Raw genomic sequence first — 17,084 nt, 5'->3', positions numbered from 1 at the left:
CGTAGTACATTGGGAGAAGTTGAAATTTTTTTCCGAAATCACTGTGACACTCACCCCTATTAATCCCCAACAAAGTAACGAAGCGACACAAGTACCTGACGCATTAGGACGTTTTGGACGTTTTGGCGGCAAATACGTGCCGGAAACATTAATGCCTGCTTTAAGCGAGTTAGAAGCAGCATTTGGGAAATATTGCGCTGACGCAGACTTCCAAAATCAGCTTCAGCAATTACTAAAAGACTACGTTGGTCGTCCCACACCTTTATATTTTGCCGAACGTCTCACCGCCCATTATGCCCGACCCGATGGCAGCGGAGCGCAAATTTATTTAAAACGGGAAGACTTGAACCACACTGGAGCGCATAAAATTAATAATGCCCTAGCTCAAGTATTGCTAGCAAAACGCATGGGCAAACAAAGAATCATTGCCGAAACTGGCGCAGGTCAACATGGCGTAGCAACAGCAACCGTTTGCGCTAGATTTGGCTTAAACTGCATCATTTATATGGGCGTTCACGACATGGAACGTCAAGCGTTAAATGTATTTCGGATGCGGTTAATGGGTGCGGAAGTTCGTCCAGTTTCCTCTGGAACGGGAACTCTCAAAGATGCGACTTCGGAAGCTATCCGCGACTGGGTAACGAACGTCGAAACTACACATTACATTTTAGGCTCGGTAGCGGGACCCCATCCTTACCCGATGTTAGTCAGAGATTTTCAAGCGATTATTGGTAAAGAAACTCGCGCCCAAGCTTTAGAAAAATGGGGAGTTTTGCCCGATATTCTCCTCGCTTGCGTCGGTGGTGGGTCAAATGCAATGGGATTATTTGCCGATTTTGTCAAAGAAACAAGCGTCCGTTTGATTGGAATAGAAGCAGCGGGTGAAGGTGTGGACACAGGAAAACACGCCGCCACCTTGACAAAAGGACAAGTTGGTGTATTGCATGGTGCAATGAGCTATTTGCTGCAAGACGAGGAAGGTCAAGTAATTGAACCGCACTCAATCAGCGCTGGTTTAGATTACCCTGGAGTAGGGCCAGAACATAGTTATTTAAAAGATTCCGGGCGGGCTGAGTATTACAGCGTAACAGATGATGAAGCGTTAGTAGCATTTCAGAGACTTTCGCGTTTGGAAGGAATAATTCCGGCGTTAGAAACTGCTCATGCGATCGCGTTTTTAGATAAACTTTGTCCTCAGCTAAGTGGTAATCCCCGGATTGTAATTAACTGTTCTGGACGTGGTGATAAGGATGTGCAAACTGTAGCTAAATTCTTGAATTCTTCAGAATCATCACAATAATAATGTTCAGAAAAATCAGCAAAATTGCTTTTGGAAGTTTATTTCTGGTTGTAGGACTGAGTGGCTGTGTTGTAATTAGCAAAGTTGACTCATTTATGCAATCAGAACTTCCTTTTAATAATGCGGAAATTGTTGCCCAAAACCCGAATACACTTACTAATTTAGAAAGGTCAATTCACGAACAAATCAATAAATATCGGCAATCGCAAAAATTACCACCTTTGACATTGAATGCAGCAATTACTCAACAAGCAAGATTGCATAGTCAAGCAATGGCAAGTGGAAAAGTTCCCTTCAGTCACCAAGGATTTGAACAGCGAGTAAATGCGATCGCAAAATCAGTTTCTTACAGTAGTGCTGGGGAAAATGTCGCCTTTAATAAAGGATACAAAGATCCTGCTACCCAAGCAGTTCAAGGTTGGTTAAAAAGTCCCGGACACTTAAAGAATATTCGGAGTAATTTTAACTTAACTGGGATAGGGGTTGCACAGAATAGCAAAGGCGAATATTATTTCACACAGATTTTCATTCGCAGCCGTTAAGGATTTATGGAATTAGAAGACTTTCAAGTTTGCGATCGCGACCTACCCGACGATTTATTATCCCATTATCTGCAAGCAGAAGCCGTAGCTGTGGATACAGAAACGATGGGGTTGGTGCCGTTTCGCGATCGTTTATGTTTGGTACAATTATTTTGTCCAGGTTTTATCACCGTAATTCGCATCGCCAAAGGACAGCAAGAAGCACCAAACTTAAAACAATTAATGGAAGCAACTAGCATCACCAAAGTATTTCACTTTGCCCGATTTGACGTAGCGCAATTACGACATAATTTAGGAATTCAAGTAAACCCCATTTTTTGTACAAAAATAGCCAGTAAACTAGCCAGAACCTACACCCAAAGACATGGATTAAAAGACTTAATCCAAGAATTAGAACAAATAGAATTAGATAAAAGTGCCCAAAGTTCCGACTGGGGAAACGCCGCCAACTTAAGCGACGAACAACTACGCTACGCCGCTAACGACGTGCGTTATTTGTTAAGTGCAAAAGAGAAACTAATTACAATGCTAAAAAGAGAAGAACGTTGGGAATTAGCGCAAGAATGTTTTCGGGCTTTACCCACAATTGTACAACTCGACCTACTACAATACAAAGACATATTTGAACATTAGCTGCGTGAAAAATCTTATAAGTACGTTGTTGCGCTTTAGCGCTAAAGCGCAACAACGTACTTTACAGCAAGTTATTTTTCAGGAGACTGATAGAAAACCTTTGCCCCCGTATTAGGCACAAAAAAGCAACTAACATAAGAACGCCAGAAACTTTCCCAAATAGTTCTATCCGACTTCCGGTAATAATCACCCAAAATCGGCTTAATCGCCTCAGTAGCAGTTATCAAATGATAATGAGGCATATTCAGAAAAATGTGATGCGCCACATGAGTCCCAATATTGTGATGAATGGGATTAATAAAACCATAATCATGGTCAATAGTAGAAATAGCACCTTTCAAGAAATACCAATCATCACCACGATACCAAGGAATATCAGGGTCAGTATGGTGTAAATAGGTAACTAAATCCAACCAAATCACAAACACAATGTAAGGCGCAAGGTAAAACTTAACCAGAAACAAAAACCCAAACTGGTAAGTCAAGAAACCCAGAAAACCCACCATCACAATCATAAGAAACGTACTAGTAAGCACATCCCATTTTTCCGAAGGGCGAAACAGCGGACTACTAGGAAGAAAATGAGAACCCTTTTTCCCAGGAGAACGCTTAAACAGATAAATTGGATAAGCAAACAGTAACAAATTGAAGCGAATTAACTTCTCAGACCAGTGCATTTCTTCATACTTGGACTGAGTGACAGGATACCAACTTTCATCAGTATCAATATTTCCCGTGTTAGCGTGGTGTGTTCTGTGACTAATGCGCCAACCGTGATAAGGTACCAAAATCGGAATGTGGCTGAGGTGTCCGATTAAATTATTTAACCATTTGTGCTGCGAAAAAGAACCGTGACCGCAGTCATGTCCCACCACAAATAAAGCCCAAAACATGGTTCCCTGCATCAACCAAAAGATAGGGAAAAACCACCAGGAATCCAAAAAAAAAGCTAAAGCATAAAGCCCAGCAATAATGGAAACATCCAGAAAGAAGTAAAAAAGTGACTTCCAAACAGAAGGTACAAAACAATAAGCAGGGATAGCAGCCTTAAGGTCTTGTAAAGTAAAGGGCAGTTCCCCTTGACGAGGCGATGGGTCTGCAACAGAAGATTTGAGTTCGATAATATTAGATTGCACTAAGTTTCTATTAGACCCGATTTTTAGACAACGGTATCATTTTATCCTCTTATGTCACTCCAGCGTTAGTACAATTTCTGAGTTAGCTTTAACACTTTTTATTGCACAGAGGATAAAAATTGTAGGGTGCGTCAGACAAGACTATTTGCGGCGAGTCACATAAATTTAAGGTTCTGACGCACCCTACCGAATTTAAAACTCGATATCAGTTCTTCGCGCCCCTTGAAAATCCACTTTTAACGCCTTCACTTCTGCCTTTACTCCAGCTTGCTGCCAAGCAGACTGCATTGCCTGACAAACAACTTCCGCCTTCTCCGTATCTGCCAAAGCCAAAAGAGTTGGCCCAGCACCACTAATCACCAAACCATAAGCCCCAGCATTCACCGCTGCCGAGTAAACCGCATCATAACCCTGAATCAAACTCTTGCGGTAAGGCTGATGTATTCTATCCTGCATCGCCACCCGCAACCAATCGCCCCTACCAGTTTCCAACCCGCGCACTAACAAACCCAAATGCGCCGCATTAAAAATCGCATCCCCACGACTGTACTCACTCGGCAAAACCTTCCTCGCCTCCGAAGTCGAAAGCTCAAAATCAGGAATAGCTACCACCGGAACAACATCCCAATGCCAAGGAATATTGCAAATCTCCCATTCCTCTCTGTGTTCTCTGCGCCTCTGCGGTTCCATAACCAACCCCGTCGCCGCCAACCGACAACCCCCCAACAAAACCGGAACCACATTATCAGGGTGCCCTTCCATTTCAATTGCCAACTGCATCACATCCACCTGACGCAAAGGTTCCCCCGCCAACAGATTAGCACCCACCAAACCGCCAACAATTGCTGTTGCTGAACTACCCAAACCACGCGCCAAAGGCACACCTAATTTAATGTCAATTTCCACAGGTGGCGGAGTTTTTTGAATATGCTGATACAACTGCAAAAATGCTTGATAAAGCAAATTACTTTCGTCTGTTTGTACTCTTTCTGCTTCTGCACCAGTTACAGTAATTTTTAGTGGTGTTTCTGCTGAGTTGATTTGGGTAAATTGGAATTCGTTGTAAAGCGATAAAGCTGCGCCAATGCAATCAAAACCTGGGCCAAGGTTGGCTGTTGTGGCGGGAACGGCAATGCTAACGGTAGACATTTGATATTTGTGTCAACTTACGGCGATTCATTATTCTACATCCTATTGATTCTTGCTTTCATATCTTTTGCTGCTAAGGCATATCCACCATCAGCACCATCGACAAAATGAACGTGCCGTCCTCCTGAGTTTACAGGTACAACACAGGTCATCAATAAGCGATCGGAAACATGAGTGCCGTAAACTAGTTTACCTTTTTGATATTGTTTTTCTAAAAATTTAACTAACCGCTCTCGCTGTTGGCGATCGCCAGATATAATCATCCGTAACATATCATCAAATTTTTTGTAGTCAGTATTTTCTACCAACTCTAATTTATGTGACTCCTCAGCTAAAGTATTGATTTTTAATAATAATAAAAGAGCCGTGTAAAATGTTTTTAATTTTAGTTTAATAAACATCAACATCTTTTTAAAAATACTACTATTTGGCTCTTTAATCTTTGCCATTTTGTATATACTTTCATTTTTAAAACATAGTTTGATATTCTGGGGAACTACTGGGTGAACATTTTCGATCGCACCATAAATTTCATAAATCTCCTCTAAAACTATTTTGTAAACTTCTTTTTCTTCCTGCCAATCGCTTACTGTTGACATTACCAATAAACTAACAACTTCTTCATGAGGACTTAAGATTTCTTGCCAGGGACAACGTAACCCAGAAAAGTTAGCTGCTTCTAAAATATTTTGACTTTGTAAATTATAAATTTCCGCAGTAATCGGATCTTTAATTAATTGTGTAGCGTAAGTCAGTCCTCCACCTGTAAAAATACCTTGATGATAAGTTTCAGAAATTTTGAGTTTGGCGACTTCTACTTGGTAGTTTGATTGATTAACAGCTGAAACAGGAACTATACCTACACGCAAATCTAAATTAAACTCCTGTTTAGCAAAATACTGTGTTGCTAACAATGCTTGTTTTGATTCTGACAACAGATGTGGAGGAATTAAAATCGAAGCACCATCACCACCAAATACAAAAGGTATTTCCCAAGATTGAGCTATATTTAAAATAGCAATAATTGAGCAAGAACCGATTAAATTAATATCTTTATATCGTCCATTTTCTATAGCTTTTGTGGAACCGACAATATCAGTAATTATAATGTACCAATCATCAGGTACAGACCAAAACTTTTGGGATTCTGTAATTTCAAGAAACTTATGTAAAGTTGGTAATTCTGCATAAAAATTTTTTCTAGTCATTTTTTCAGCCCTATTAAATAGGATTAAGGTAGAAATTACTTACTTTACATTCCAAATGTAAAGTTAAAACCTATTTTTCACGTACACCCTATTTTATTTCCATTATAGCATAATATTTTTTTTTGATCCATACTAGACGCTCCAGGACGCTCCAGGAAAGAGAAGAGAGGTATTTTGGGAGTTTATCTGAGAGTTTTTTCTTTTAAGTAGGTTTCTAACCAGGTGGTTTCGGTTTCGGATAATGTGGGGTATGGTTCTTTGGTGTAGTCTATTATATAGTTGTAGGCGGCGCGATCGTACACTCCATCAAGCAAATTTTGCAAATCTACAATAGGTTCACTATCCCCACTTTGCAAAGGTAAGGGAAAAGTCGGAATCGGATTTGGTAAATTAAACAAATACAAATCAGCTTCAGGACGGCAATCTCCCCGACTCACTAAAATACGATAATTTGCTGTAAAATCATTGCCAAAAACTGGCATTGCTTCCCCTGCACGCAGCAAGTCAATTTCTACTAAATGAGTGCTACTACTTAAGATTTTTTGACGTTTATTTAAATAAGCTTCTCTTCCTTCTCCTGGACGTTTATTTTTAGGCGAAAGTAGTTCAATTACTGTAATTACTTTTTGAGTCGCTATTTCTCTCACTTCTAAATAAGTTTCCCGAAATTCCATTAACATCGGCACCCTTACCTTCAAAGCTGTTACGGGTGGTGCAGCAACAGCAATATTAGATGTGGGAGAATTTGACTGATTAGTTATCTTTTGTATGGTAACATCGGGAATTCCGACTAAAAGGGAATTATCACTATTCATTTGATAAACTCTTTTTTCAATTGCTACTCGATATTTCGGTAGCAGTTGAGGGACTAAAGAATCAGAGATTGCTACAATCAACCGATTGTGTACTTCAGGCCAAATTTCAGGGTTTTCTAAATAAGGATTCATTCCCGGAAAAGGTGAAGGCATGGTTTTTTCTCCTTTAAAATTGCTGGGAAAATGGTGCGTTAACGAAGTGTAACGCACCCTACGTTTAGAAGTTGCTGTAATTCTCTATTGCTTGCTTCATCCTTTGTATTACTTCCGCAACTGGAAGTGCGCCTAATTCTCCAGAAGCGCGAGTGCGGATATTTAAAGAATTAGATTCAACTTCTTTTTCTCCAACGATCGCCATCACGGGAATTTTTTGGGTTTCGGCATTGCGAATTTGTTTGCCTAAACGTTCGCCACTGGTGTCAGCTTCGGCACGAATTCCCAAAAATTGCAATTCTTTTACCACATTTTGAATGTAAGGCAAAAATTCATCTTTCACTGACAATACACGAATTTGAATTGGTGCTAACCACAAGGGGAAATCACCTGCATATTCTTCAATCAAAATCCCAATTAACCTCTCTAAAGATCCAAAAGGTGCGCGGTGAATCATTACCGGACGTTTGCGAGAACCATCTTCGGCAACATATTCTAATTCAAATCTTTCAGGTAAGTTGTAATCTACCTGCACAGTTCCTAATTGCCATTCTCTATCTAAGGCATCTTGGAAAATAAAGTCTAATTTCGGCCCGTAGAAAGCCGCTTCTCCAATGCCTTCAAAGTAATTCATTCCCAAAGTTTCTACCGCACGACGAATCGCGTTTTGTGAGGTTTCCCAAACTTCATCGGAACCGATATATTTATCAGATTCAGGGTCGCGGAAACTTAGTCTGGCTTTGAAGTTTTTCAGTTGTAAACTCTTGAATACTGAGAGAATTAAATCTACTACATTCAAGAATTCTCCGTCTAATTGTTCGGGGGTGACAAACAAGTGAGAATCATCAACTGTAAAGCCACGAACTCTGGTTAAACCTCCTAATTCTCCTGATTGTTCGTAACGATAAACGGTGCCGAATTCTGCCAAACGCATTGGCAATTCCCGATAGGAACGTAACTCACTCTTGTATATTTGAATGTGGAAAGGACAGTTCATTGGCTTGAGAACAAAACCTTGTTCAACTGCCTTTGCTTCTTCGTCCTCCGCCATCATCGGGAACATATCTTCTTTGTATTTTTGCCAGTGTCCCGAAGTTTTGAATAAATCGACTCTGGCAATGTGCGGGGTAACAACTGGCAAATAACCCCGTTTAATTTGTTCTTGTTTGAGGAAGTCTTCTAAGGTACTTCTTAAAATGGTGCCTTTGGGAGTCCATAAAGGTAAACCTGGGCCAACATCATCGGCAAAGATAAATAATCCCAGTTCTTTACCTAATTTACGGTGATCTCGGCGCAGTGCTTCTTCTTTGCGGCGCTTGTATTCTTGTAGTTGTTCTGGATTTTCCCAAGCAGTACCGTAAATCCTTTGCAGTTGCGCTTTGGTGGCATCGCCTCGCCAGTAAGCACCTGCAACGGTTTCTAGTTCAATGGCATTGGGGTTTAGTTCTGCGGTATTCTCAACGTGCGGCCCTGCACAGAGATCCCACCATTGCTCACCTAAATGATAAATGGTAATCGGTTCTTGTAAACCTTCGAGAATTTCCAGTTTGTAAGGTTCGTTAATTGCCTTGATGCGGCTTTCTGCTTCTTCCCGGCTGACTTCTTCCCGAATTACTGGCAGTTTGCGATTGATGATCTTAATCATCTCTTTTTTAATCGCTTTTAAATCTTTTTCGGTGAATGGCTCTGGACTATCAAAGTCGTAGTAAAATCCATTTTCAATCCAAGGGCCGATCGTCACCTGTGCTTTGGGAAATAGTTTCTGCACAGCCATCGCCATCACATGAGAAGTTGTGTGACGGATTTTTTTTAAGGTTTCTGATTCACTGGTACGCGGTAAGTGGATTTTTGCTGGCTTTTCCTGAGAATCGGGTGATTCTGAAATGACGGATGGCTGATTAACCATGAGAAAACTATCTTCAAGTAATAAACAAATGTTTCGATCGGGAATTGCATTTCCCTATAGCCTCTATCTTAGCTGTGCAGAGGGGCAGAGGAGATGGGGAGATGGGGAGATGGGGAGAATAAGAGATGGGGAGATGGGGAGATGGGGAGAAATTGAAGCAACAAACTCCCCCCATTCCCCCATCCCCCTACCTCCCCACCTCTTATTCCCAGTCCCCTTCCTAAAGAACAATTTATAAATTGTTAAGAAATGTAAATGAAATTAAGGTTATGATTTAGTTAGATTAGTAATACTCGATTTCATGCTCAACTCTAACCTGCCAGAACCAGAATTGCTGAAAAGCGTGTTAAAACCTTTACTGGAAGATTTTCAGTACTGGTTTGGTCGATCGCGGACTCTGCTGGAAACAGAAACCATACCCTTTTTAGAGTCTCAGCAGCAATCCGATTTGTTAAGTCGGGTGAAGCAAGCTCAGAATGAGGTAAGTACGGTGCAGATAATGTTTCATGCTACTGGCAGTCAAGTTGGTGTAGAAACAACAACGCTGTTTCAGTGGCACCAATTAGTTGCCGAATGTTGGAAAGTTTCCATGAGATTTCGGATGGAACGGGCGAATGAGCAGAAAAGTGATTCTTAGATAATTGTATTTAAGATGTCTGCTCAAAAAAATTTTGTTGATGTTTGCTTAATTTGTGTTGACTGCTTTATAAATCAAAGTACCGTTAAAAACTTTTGACTAGGAGGAGGATTTCTATGTTGCACTTGCTTTACATATTAGCTTTTACTTGTTTGGCATTTCTAGCTGTGGGTAATTTGATTCGTAATTTGATTAGGATTAGTGCTGACTACCAATACAGTACTTCTCCATATAATAGGTCTTCTGCAAGTCAAAGATCTATTCGTCGCGATCGCCCTGTGCCACATCCAGAATTTCTTGATGATTCTGGCAACTTAATTGATGAACCTTTGTTGATTATGAAGTCGATCGCAGTTGAAGATGCGCGGCAAAAATTAGAATCTCTTTACGAAAATCCTCCCGAAAATTCTGCTCCTTAATCTTTTTATGAACTGAGTAAGGTTTAATAAATTGAGTGAAAAAATCCCCGTCTGCTTTTAGTTTTGACGGGGAGAACACTGAAGTGTTCACAACGAACAATGAAGTTTACCTGATTAGAGAAATATTATTGGCAACCCAATGTTTTTTGCGGCTGTTTTCTTTGTGGAAAACGGAGATTGTTTCTGTTGCTACATCACAGGCAACCTGAGAAGGAAGTACTGACTTTTGGACTTGGGAAATTTGTTCTACTAAGTTTTGCCAGTTGACTTGTTCCAGGTTTTCTAACACTAAATGGGCGTTTCCTACTCGTTCGATTGATCCTAAACCGATTACTGACATTCCGCTTGCTAAAGCTGCTGTTACTCCAGCTTCGGCATCTTCGATTACTAAACATTCGCTGGGTGCTAAGTTTAATTGGAAAGCGGCGTGGAGGAAGGTGTCGGGTGCTGGTTTTGGTTTAATGACGCTGTTGCCATCTGCGATCGCATCCACTTTATCCAAAATCCCCAACCGTTGCAATACTTCTTTGGCATTTTTGCTAGATGAACCGATGCCAATTTTAATGTTATTTGCTTGTAATTCATCTAACAAATTGCTCACTCCGGGTAACAAATTGGCGGGTGAAATGTTTTGAATAAATTCCAAGTAATAACGATTTTTGCGAATCATCATTTCATGGAATTTTGCTTCGCTGACTTGGCGATCGCCCAACAGTAACAACAATGCTTCTCTTCTGGTTAAAGCTTGTAAAGCTTCGTTTATTGGCAGATCGAAAGGTAAACTTTCTTCATCAGCTAACTTTTGCCAAGCTAAATAATCATATTCATCAGTATTAGTCAAAACGCCATCTAAATCAAAAATTACACCTTTGATTGTAGTTGGTTTAATGTCGAATTCATACAAGCGATCGCGCCATTGAAAACGGAACTTTAACCTTGTCCAACCTGCGGGTAATTTTGGTGTAGCAACTGGGCCATTTGCAGTTAATTTTATCCCAGCAAAACCAAACACTATTGCTTGCCAAACTCCACCAGCAGAAGCAGCATGAATGCCTTCATTGGCATTTCCTCGCACATCTTCTAAGTCTACTAAAGCCGATCGCATAAAGTGCGTATAAGCTTCATCCAATTTATCCAAATCGCAAGCTAAAATAGCGTGAATTGCTGGGCCTAAAGAAGAACCGTAAGTATGATCTGTGCGAGGTTCGTAATAATCCCAATTTTTTTGCAAGGTTTGGCGATCGTACTTGTCGCGCAGCAAATACATCAACATTAAAACATCAGCTTGTTTGAGAACTTGTCGCCCATTTGCACCTTCAATTCCTAAGATTGCTTGCATGGAACGAGTGCGAGGTTCATAATCAGCTAAATTGATATCTTCGCGATCGAAAAACCCTTCAAATTCTTCTATTAAACCTGTTTCTTTGTTATGTAAAATTAAAATTTTGTCGATGATATCTGCCCATTTTTCTAAATGAGTAGCAGTGATATTAAGTTTTTGTTCTAATTCGGTTGACCAATCAGGATATTCTTTTCTTAACCAAGAGAGGACGGAAATAGCTGTTTGCAAATGCCATTGCACCATGCTATTAGTAAAAGCGTTGTTATCTACGATTTCGTGATTTTCATCAGGGCCAATTACATTTTTGAGTTCGTAACAGATGCGATCGCTATTCCACTCCACACAACTCGCCCAGAAATTCGCCGTATCTAAAATAATTTCCGCGCCATAATCACACATCCAATCATCATCTTCCGTAGCTTGCCAATATTGCCAAACTGCGTAAGCTATATCAGAATTGATGTGAAGTTCGCGATCGCCACACCAAATCCGAATCAACTCACCACTGGGAGTCGGAACCCAACGGGGAGTTACTTCTTCCCCAGTCGCCGCACTTTCCCAAGCATACATCGCCCCGGAAAAACCTGCGTCTTTCGCCTTCTTTCTCGCCCCGGCTAAGGTGTGATAACGATAAGTCAATAAATTCCTTGCTAACTCCGGTTTAGTAAAAGTTAAGAAAGGAACCACAAAAATTTCTGTATCCCAAAAAACGTGACCGCGATAAGCAAAACCCGAAAGAGTTTTCGCCGGAATACTAACTTTATCGTCATCTCTTGGCGCAACTGCCAAAATTTGAAATAGATTATAACGAACAGCTAATTGCGCTTGGCGATCGCCCTCAATTACCACATCACAAGTTTGCCATTCTTGCGCCCAAGTTTGAATATGCAACCGACGCAACATCTCATAACAATCATTTCCCGAATCCCAACCATAGAATAAATCTTTGAGTTTTTCTTGGGCAGTTTGGGCGGGGTTTTTGCAATCCCTAGAAGTGAAAACAGTAACTATCTTTTCTATAGCTACAGTTTTTCCCGGTTGTGCTGGAAAACAGGTTGTCACCGTCGGATAACCCTGACAACCGAAACTTCGCAACAAAGTATTCTCGCAAGACACACTCAAATGAGTCGCCATTCCTAATTCAATGTTTGTGTGGCGACTACGCATCAGCAACCAAGCACTATTATTTTGAATAATGCCTTGATCTAACCAGTTCCAGTGCATTACGCCTTGGTTATCAGCATAGCCATTAATACTCGCTTGAACTTCCACCAAACCAGAAAAATTGACTGGCGTGACTAAACAGCGAATCGCTAAGACGTGGCGATCGGCTAAACTGGCGAAGCGTTCAAATTGCAGATTTACAATATGTCCTTTTGGACTTTGCCAACATACACGGCGTTTGAGTAATCCTTGGTTTAAGTCAAGCCGACGCTCATAATCTAACACTTCACCTTGGTCGAGGCGAAAGCGTTCTCCCCCAAAACAAATAGTCAAAGCTAACCAGTCAGGACAGTTGACTAACTCTGTATGTACTACGGCTACATCGTCATAAACGCCGTGAATGAAGGTAGCTGGTCGATCGTTGGGATAACCTTCTTCAAAAGTGCCACGAGTTCCCAAATAACCATTACCCAAGGTGAAAACTGTTTCTTGATGGTGCAGCTGTTTAGGATTGAACTGAGTTTCGACTACAGTCCAATCGGCGGTGTTAGCTGAAGTTGGTTTTGCAGAGGGTCTACTGAGTGTTTGCATTTTGGAATAATTGCTTGCGTCTAACTGTACAAAGAGAAATTGAGCGTATCCTCACAACCGCCTTGTACTCTGGCTTTGCTTTGTCGCACCCAGTTTCAACAATGCGGAAAGAACAAGAAAGGTCAAAGCTGTATCAGCTCTTCTCTTTATAGGAATCCCTCTAGAGAGGTAGAAAATTGCTATAGGTCGAAAAATTGATGCGAAATGATACTTTTTTTAACAAAACTTCACAATTTTAAATAAAAATTAATGGGAGACTCACATACCAATGAATGCACTGACCTTAAATTTAAACCCAATTATTCAATTAACTGCCGAACAGTTTTATCAGTTGTGTCGAGAAAATCCTGATTTAAAACTAGAAAGAAATGCTAAAGGAGAATTAATTATTATGCCACCAACCGGGGGAGAAACAGGCAGGAAAAACGCTAATCTCAACTTACAAATTGGACTGTGGAATGAGGAAACACAATTAGGTGAAGTTTTTGATTCATCTACTGGTTTTACTTTACCAAATAAAGCAGACCGTTCTCCCGATGTTGCCTGGGTAGAAAAGTCTCGTTGGTCAGCTTTAACACCCGAACAAAGAGAAAAGTTTATTCCTCTCTGTCCTGATTTTTTAATTGAATTAGTTTCGCCTAGCGACAGTTTAAAATCAATTCAAGAAAAAATGCAAGAATATATGGAAAATGGTTGTCGATTAGGGTTGCTAATTAATCGGAAAAGTCGCCAAGTAGAAATTTATCGATCGCAACAACAAGTAGAAATCTTAAACTCCCCCAATACCGTTTCTGGCGAGGAAGTTTTACCCGGATTTGTTCTCAATCTACAAAAAATTTGGTAATGGTGCGTTACGTTGCACTAACGCACCCTACAGATTTATTTCAGTAATTCTTCGTCTGAATCGCTGAGGAATCCTGGCAAGAAATCGGGGTTTTCTATTTGTTGCCAAGTGTAGGTAACTTCAGAGGGAAAAGTTCTGTATTCCATTAAAGTTTCCCGAACAACCAAGTCTACTCCATCTAGATAAGCCTCTGGTATTGCTTCATTTAGGTAAGGTTTCAAGCTAGGGTTTTTCAGGAGTAACTTAGCAATTTTTCTCCGCTGTTCCCTAATTGTTGCCACCCAACTTCTAGACCTTTTGCTAGGTTGATACTCCCACTTCAATAAGTGCCCCAATAGAACTCCTAGACGATTTACTAACTCTTGCTGCTGTTGTTTACCCAAAGAGTCTATTTCCTCAATCAAATTTTCTATGTCCAGATAATCTAATTGATGTTGACGCAACAACTCTACTTCTCTTTGTGTCCAAGCATAAAAGTCTGTTTCGTAAAGGTTGATAATTGGAAGGTTCATTGTTTCTTCTTCAGATGGCTTTATACTCATTTTAAGCCTCTATCACAACTCGTAAATTCCCGCGTTTTTTCGCCACTCGACAAGAAGTTGTATTTCCCGATCGCTGAAATTCCAAATCCAACAAAGTCGAACCAACCTTGAGATTTTGCAGATACAAAGAACCAATTGATTCTGGCAAAGCCGGATCGATAATTCGTAAGCAATTATTCGGCGCATCTGGAACTAAATTAATCATCATTTGTAGCAACTGAAAAATGCTACCCGTTGCCCAAGCTTGCGGCGAACAAGCCACAGGATAACGCACTGGATCGTTATCGCCATCGCGTTCGTAACCACAAAAAAGTTCTGGCGGACGTTGATAAGGTTGGGCTACAGTCATATCAATTAAACCTTGGAAAAGTTCCAAAGATTGATCGATTAAACCCAAACTTCTGACTCCTACAGCAATTAAAGCATTATCATGAGGCCAAACAGAACCGATATGATAACCCATTGGATTGTAAGCGGGAGATAAACTGCTTAAAGTGCGAATTCCCCAACCATTAAACATATCTGGTGCGCGTAATCTTTCGGCAACACTATAAGCTTTTTCGGGGTTAAGAATTCCCAAAGCTAAACAATGACCGGGATTGGAAGAAATGCTATCAACTTTGTTACCATCGCCATCCAAAGCTAAAGCACAAAAACCTTGGTCTTCTACCCAGAAATCCCGGTTAAATCGCATTTTTAGATCTCTAGCTTCATCTTGCCAGCGATCGGCTAAATCCAAGCGTTTTTTCATTTTAGCAATTTCGGCTAATCGCACTTTTGCCGAATAAACGTAAGCTTGAACTTCGCATAAAGCAATAGGCGGTTTAGCTAATTTTCCTTCGCGATCGACAATACAATCACCAGAATCTTTCCAACCTTGATTAACTAAACCTCTTTGGGAACGAACAGCGTAACGTAAATAGCCTGTTTCTTGCAAATTGCGATCGATCCAATCCATCGCCGCTAACGCATTAGGCCACAAACGTTCTAAAGTATCTCGATCGGTTGTCCAAGAATAATATTCCGCATAAAGCATCAACCACAAAGGCGTAGCATCCACAGTTCCGTAATAGGGAGTATGGGGAACTTCTTGAGTGCGTGCCATTTCTCCGAAGCGTAATTCGTGTAAAATTTTCCCTGGTTGTTCATCGCGCCAATCATCATCTATTTTGCCTTGATATTGGGCTAAAACTGTTAATGTTTCCTTGGCAATATCAGGATTTAACATTAAAGTTTGGGAAGCAGCAATAATCGAATCTCGCCCAAATAAAGTAGAAAACCAAGGTACACCTGCTGAAAGTGCGGTGAATTTTTCAAAGGATTGTCGCAGCAAATAAACGTCTTGTTGGGCGCGATCGATCACCTGATTAAAAATCGCTCTATCTAAAGTAATTCGCGTAGTTTGTTGTGCCCAATTTTGTTCTTCCATCAACTCAGCTGCTTTCGCTTGGTTGAAAGTAACAGGTGCATCTAATCGGGAAGTTGGACGATTATTGGTAAACATTTGTAGCCGATAACCGATGGTTTCTTTTTGATGGGTTGCTAAGGTTAACTCCCAAATCGCCGTGTTACCTTTGAAGATGTCTGGTTGGCGATCGTTAAATTGAATCCGCGACTCCATAATCACGCCATCCAAACCTTGATAAGCTAAAACCAATTCTCCTGTTTCTTCTTCGATCGGTTTCTCATCTTTAATCGCCCGTAAAATTCGCCCCCGCTTTTCCCGATTAAATCCCCGCACTTCAAACAAATCCACAAAATCAGCATCAAAACTCAAGCTTAATTGAAAACTCACTTCGTTAGTACTATAATTGCAAATTTCAATTGTGGAAAACAAAGCACCATTCAACAGCAATTCTCGACGAATGCCCAAAGTCTCAGGTGGCAAATGATTAGCAATTTTCGGATTTGTACATAAGACCGCTAGAGAAAAACCTTTATTAGCGGTACTATTGAGCAAAACTGGAGAATGCCCATCTATTTGTAATTCTAAGCGGCTGAGAAATCTGGTATCGGAGCAAAATAAGCCCATGCTGGCGTTAACATCACTTCTAAAACTAGAAGCGATATTACCCAAAGTATCTGTCACCAAAAATAAATCATTATCTTTAATTGTCAATGTCGGCTGTGGTTCTTCGTTGAGTACACAAGGCCATTCAGTAATTGGTAATTCTTCAACAGGAACAAAAGATCTGCCTTCTAGTTCGATCGCATCCATCTTCATAAACAAGAACTCAAAAAATCTGCATTCCTGTATTCTAAAAATTAATTACCCGCAATGCAGGTAGCAGTTTACAATTAAATTGCAGAGATTCAGGAAGCCGTTAAGATTAAATTAACAACTCCTCAGATCGAGTATAAAAAATTGCACTTACCAAGCCAGAAAAATGCCAGATTCATTAATGTATAGCGAAGAGAACTTCGTCGTCCTAGAAACTAATCAGCCAGAACAATTCCTCACTGCCGCCGAATTACTAGAAAAACTAAAAAAGATTTTGGCACAGCGACAAGACAATTTACCCAGAGATTTACAAAAACTTTCAACTGTAGAAGAACAAGCCCAGCATTTACTTAATACATATTATGAATTCGATCTCGGCCCAGGAGAATATTTACAATGGTACGCCGTGCGCCTGGAGAAATGAGCAGGGGGAGCTCTCGGAGCAGGGGAGCAAGGGAGTTCTTAGAGATAAGTTAAAATTT

Annotated in this window: 15 protein-coding genes; 7 read left to right on the top strand and 8 right to left on the bottom strand. The window is 40.5% G+C overall.

Annotated elements, in window-relative coordinates:
• Positions 1 to 43: 43 nt before the first annotated feature.
• Genes trpB through ACE1CI_RS22185 form a run of 3 tightly spaced genes read left to right on the top strand, consistent with a single transcriptional unit; the run spans position 44 to position 2,475 of the window.
• Positions 44 to 1,300: a tryptophan synthase subunit beta gene (trpB, locus tag ACE1CI_RS22195; RefSeq protein ID WP_413263645.1), complete on the top strand. Its 1,257-nt coding sequence runs from the start codon at positions 44 to 46 to the stop codon at positions 1,298 to 1,300.
• Positions 1,301 to 1,302: 2 nt separating this feature from the next.
• A complete protein-coding gene (locus ACE1CI_RS22190) occupies positions 1,303 to 1,842 on the top strand; it encodes a CAP domain-containing protein (RefSeq protein ID WP_413263646.1) in 540 nt (179 codons plus the stop codon).
• 6 nt (positions 1,843 to 1,848) lie between these two features.
• Positions 1,849 to 2,475, top strand: coding sequence for a ribonuclease D (locus tag ACE1CI_RS22185; RefSeq protein WP_413263647.1), 627 nt, complete (start codon positions 1,849 to 1,851; stop codon positions 2,473 to 2,475).
• Positions 2,476 to 2,546: 71 nt separating this feature from the next.
• Here ACE1CI_RS22185 and ACE1CI_RS22180 read toward each other — a convergent pair whose 3' ends face one another.
• The 5 genes from ACE1CI_RS22180 to thrS form a co-directional block, all read right to left on the bottom strand.
• Positions 2,547 to 3,611, bottom strand: a complete 1,065-nt coding sequence (locus tag ACE1CI_RS22180) for a DUF3474 domain-containing protein (RefSeq protein WP_413263648.1) — start codon at positions 3,609 to 3,611, stop codon at positions 2,547 to 2,549.
• Between the two features lie 192 nt (positions 3,612 to 3,803).
• Entirely contained in the window at positions 3,804 to 4,760 is a 957-nt protein-coding gene (gene thrB, locus ACE1CI_RS22175) for a homoserine kinase (protein ID WP_496615702.1), read from the bottom strand.
• A 35-nt stretch (positions 4,761 to 4,795) separates the two neighbouring features.
• Entirely contained in the window at positions 4,796 to 5,968 is a 1,173-nt protein-coding gene (locus tag ACE1CI_RS22170) for a DUF3095 domain-containing protein (RefSeq protein WP_413263650.1), read from the bottom strand.
• A 182-nt stretch (positions 5,969 to 6,150) separates the two neighbouring features.
• Positions 6,151 to 6,936 carry a DUF4058 family protein gene (locus ACE1CI_RS22165; protein WP_413263651.1) on the bottom strand — a complete coding sequence of 262 codons (786 nt, stop codon included), beginning with the start codon at positions 6,934 to 6,936 and terminating at the stop codon, positions 6,151 to 6,153.
• Positions 6,937 to 7,000: 64 nt separating this feature from the next.
• Positions 7,001 to 8,842: a threonine--tRNA ligase gene (gene thrS / locus ACE1CI_RS22160; RefSeq protein WP_413263652.1), complete on the bottom strand. Its 1,842-nt coding sequence runs from the start codon at positions 8,840 to 8,842 to the stop codon at positions 7,001 to 7,003.
• Positions 8,843 to 9,143: 301 nt separating this feature from the next.
• On the opposite strand from thrS, the gene ACE1CI_RS22155 reads away from it, so the two are divergent.
• The gene (locus ACE1CI_RS22155; RefSeq protein WP_413263653.1) at positions 9,144 to 9,479 is read left to right on the top strand and encodes a DUF2605 domain-containing protein; all 336 of its coding nucleotides are present in this window, start codon (positions 9,144 to 9,146) and stop codon (positions 9,477 to 9,479) included.
• Between the two features lie 116 nt (positions 9,480 to 9,595).
• Positions 9,596 to 9,898 carry a DUF2973 domain-containing protein gene (locus ACE1CI_RS22150; protein WP_413263654.1) on the top strand — a complete coding sequence of 101 codons (303 nt, stop codon included), beginning with the start codon at positions 9,596 to 9,598 and terminating at the stop codon, positions 9,896 to 9,898.
• 106 nt (positions 9,899 to 10,004) lie between these two features.
• Here ACE1CI_RS22150 and pgmB read toward each other — a convergent pair whose 3' ends face one another.
• The gene (gene pgmB / locus ACE1CI_RS22145) at positions 10,005 to 12,995 is read right to left on the bottom strand and encodes a beta-phosphoglucomutase (protein WP_413263655.1); all 2,991 of its coding nucleotides are present in this window, start codon (positions 12,993 to 12,995) and stop codon (positions 10,005 to 10,007) included.
• Positions 12,996 to 13,263: 268 nt separating this feature from the next.
• Here pgmB and ACE1CI_RS22140 point away from each other — a divergent pair, with 268 nt between their 5' ends.
• Positions 13,264 to 13,839: a Uma2 family endonuclease gene (locus ACE1CI_RS22140; protein ID WP_413263656.1), complete on the top strand. Its 576-nt coding sequence runs from the start codon at positions 13,264 to 13,266 to the stop codon at positions 13,837 to 13,839.
• A 35-nt stretch (positions 13,840 to 13,874) separates the two neighbouring features.
• Here the strand turns inward: ACE1CI_RS22140 and ACE1CI_RS22135 are convergent, their stop codons facing one another.
• On the bottom strand, positions 13,875 to 14,381 hold the full coding sequence (locus ACE1CI_RS22135) for a DUF29 family protein (RefSeq protein WP_496615700.1): 507 nt from the start codon (positions 14,379 to 14,381) through the stop codon (positions 13,875 to 13,877).
• A 1-nt stretch (position 14,382) separates the two neighbouring features.
• Positions 14,383 to 16,605, bottom strand: coding sequence for a glycogen debranching N-terminal domain-containing protein (locus tag ACE1CI_RS22130; RefSeq protein ID WP_496615699.1), 2,223 nt, complete (start codon positions 16,603 to 16,605; stop codon positions 14,383 to 14,385).
• 163 nt (positions 16,606 to 16,768) lie between these two features.
• On the opposite strand from ACE1CI_RS22130, the gene ACE1CI_RS22125 reads away from it, so the two are divergent.
• Positions 16,769 to 17,026, top strand: coding sequence for a CRR7 family NDH-1 assembly protein (locus ACE1CI_RS22125; protein ID WP_413263659.1), 258 nt, complete (start codon positions 16,769 to 16,771; stop codon positions 17,024 to 17,026).
• Positions 17,027 to 17,084: the final 58 nt, after the last annotated feature.

The organism is Floridaenema flaviceps BLCC-F50, from assembly GCF_041929275.2.
Taxonomy (GTDB): Bacteria; Cyanobacteriota; Cyanobacteriia; order Cyanobacteriales; family Aerosakkonemataceae; genus Floridanema; species Floridanema flaviceps.
The sequence above is the reverse complement of the archived record's forward strand: the minus strand, read 5'-3'. Positions and strand labels throughout refer to the sequence as shown.